Below are 2,507 nucleotides of genomic sequence, written 5' to 3'. Positions count from 1 at the left end.
TACGTCTTTAATCTCTTCGGCAGCCTACCTGAAATCGGCGATAAAATAAGCGATGAAAACTGCGACTATGAAGTGCTGCGAATGGATGGCACAAGAGTTTCGCTCGTAAAAGCGATCAAAAAAGCAGTCGCGCAGCCGCAAGAAAACGAAGAAGCGGAGAAAAATAACTAAGTCAAAGTGCGGGTTAATAAAATTCCACTTTGCAATGCTGCGCGCCGGAAATTTCAAACATGCTGCTGCTTGCGACGCTCTCAATCCCCATATAGGGCAAAATTTATTCACCGCTCCCGTATAGATGCCCTAATAGCGGGCACAGGAATGCCACTCGCCTTGTAGAGCGCCATAAAAGTGCTATTTATAAGTCCTCTTCATATTACAAACAAAAGGCGAAATTCTACCGCGAAAATTCTGCCAGAGCGACGCTAGATAGAATTTCTTGATGAGCCTATTTTTAAATTTTGCGAGATCGTAAATTTTAAAATTTCGCGGAATTTTAAAATTCTAATTGATCTAAATTTCTCGCCTAATTTAAATAGCAAGCCCCACTACAAGCCCAGACCAAGCGAATTTTAAAGCCAAAGCCTAAGCGCAAAATTTTCTAAAATTATAAAGATAAAATTTTACCGCGCAGTATCGCAGAATTAACTCTATCGATTTTAATCGTAAAATTCCGCCAATCTTGCTTTAAAACTTCGCAATTTTAAATTCTAAAAATTCCTAAGTAATCAAGTTGGCACGCCTTAAAATTCCGCATAAATAAATCTTAAATTCCTTTTTGCTACCATAACGAAAATTTTTCGCACGGATGGCTTTATGACAAAACACAAATTCTCATCGCGTTGGGCTTTTATCATCGCTTGCGTGGGCTCTGCTGTAGGTATGGCAAATGTCTGGGGCTTCCCTTATAAACTCGGCACGAACGGCGGTGGCGCATTTTTGCTAATTTACGTTTTTTTCGTAGCGCTGTTTTCATACGTGGGTCTAAGCGCCGAATACGCGATCGGTCGCCGCGCCAAAACAGGCACGCTGGGCTCATACGAATACGCGTGGAAAAGCCGCGGACTGGGCGCTATCGGTAAGGTTATCGGCTGGTTGCCACTTGCCGGTTCGATGTGTATCGCAGTGGGCTATGCCGTCATCATCGCCTACGTTCTAAAAGCGCTAGTTCAGGCCATAGACGGCTCGCTAATGAGCGAAAATACCGATACGTGGTTCAACTCTTTTGCCTTGACGCCCTACTCCGTGGTGCCTTATCACTGCATAATCGTTGCAGGCACGTTGCTAACGCTGTTTTTCGGCGCCAAAAGCATCGAAAAAACGAATAAAATTATGATGCCGCTATTTTTCGTGCTATTTGCAATTTTGGCAATTAGGGTCGCGACGCTGCAAGGTGCTGCGGGCGGATATGCCTTTCTTTTCGGCGCCGATTTTACTAAGCTAGCAGATCCGATGGTTTGGATTTCTGCGATGGGACAGGCATTTTTCTCGCTATCGATTACAGGCTCAGGGATGATCGTCTATGGCGCGTATCTATCCAAGGACGAAGACGTCGTATCTGCGGCAAAAAATACCGCGCTATTTGACACGCTAGCCGCGATGGTAGCTGCGCTAGTGATGATCCCTGCAGTATTTGCTTACGGAATGGATCCGGCGGCGGGGCCTAAACTACTTTTCGTAACTCTGCCTAAAATTTTACAAGATATGGCAGGTGGTAGAATTTTTGCGGTGATTTTATTTACTGCCGTGATTTTTGGTGGAATTTCATCGCTTCAAAATATGTTCGAAGTAGTCGCCGAATCGCTAATGCATAAGTTTCCAAGGCTAAGCCGCGCCTTCACGCTTGCGCTATTGTGCGCGATCTGCCTGGGTGCGGGCCTTGGTATGGAAGCGATAAGCTCATGGGGTCCGTGGATGGATTTCGTATCAATTTATATCATTCCGATTGGGGCTGTAATCGGCGCAATATCGTGGTTTTGGGTGATTAAGCGGAATGAAATTTTAGATGAGATCAATCTGGGCGCAGAGAGGGTTCGCGGCAAGCTCTGGTATGATATCGGGCGCTTTGTCTATGTCCCGCTGGCGCTACTTTTATGCATAATCGCGCTTAATATGCATATTTCGTTTTAAACTCATCGCGTTGCATTTATGAAAATGCAACGACTGGCAAGATACGGCAAAGAAGGCGAAATAGGGTAGAATTTTAAAATTCTACCTAATAACGAACTTAAAAATTTAAATGGTCAAAACGACTTTAAATTTTAATACGTTATGAGAATAAAGCGTTATAACGTGCCAAAATTTTACAAAATAGGGGATTTATGAGAGATTACGATAAAGAGCCATTGATCATAAACGATTACACCGTCTATCATGTATTTTCCTGGAGCATATTTACTTGCATATTGGGTTTTTCGCTTTTGGGTTATGATCTGATTACGACTGGCACTACGGGAAAATTTAGCGCTTTCGGTACCGTTTCTTTAATTTTTGTGACATATTCTTTCATA

Annotated in this window: 2 protein-coding genes and 1 pseudogene; all 3 read left to right on the top strand. The window is 43.4% G+C overall.

Translation table 11 applies throughout. The features are described from left to right. Window positions 1-171 (top strand): transporter associated domain-containing protein (locus tag Q0140_RS00925; RefSeq protein WP_297960667.1); only part of this gene is annotated, 171 nt, incomplete at its 5' end. Window positions 172-813: 642 nt separating this feature from the next. Then, window positions 814-2,127, top strand: a complete 1,314-nt coding sequence (locus Q0140_RS00920; RefSeq protein WP_297960664.1) for a sodium-dependent transporter — start codon at window positions 814-816, stop codon at window positions 2,125-2,127. Window positions 2,128-2,318: 191 nt separating this feature from the next. Then, window positions 2,319-2,507, top strand: a pseudogene (locus tag Q0140_RS00915) (hypothetical protein); the annotation flags it as partial.

This window comes from uncultured Campylobacter sp. (genome assembly GCF_938045405.1).
In the GTDB taxonomy this organism is placed as follows: domain Bacteria; phylum Campylobacterota; class Campylobacteria; order Campylobacterales; family Campylobacteraceae; genus Campylobacter_B.
The sequence above is the reverse complement of the archived record's forward strand: the minus strand, read 5'-3'. Positions and strand labels throughout refer to the sequence as shown.

Excerpts from the sequence above, each read along its gene's own strand:
- Q0140_RS00920 (WP_297960664.1), top strand. The coding sequence starts at position 814 with ATGACAAAACACAAATTCTCATCGCGTTGGGCTTTTATCATCGCTTGC.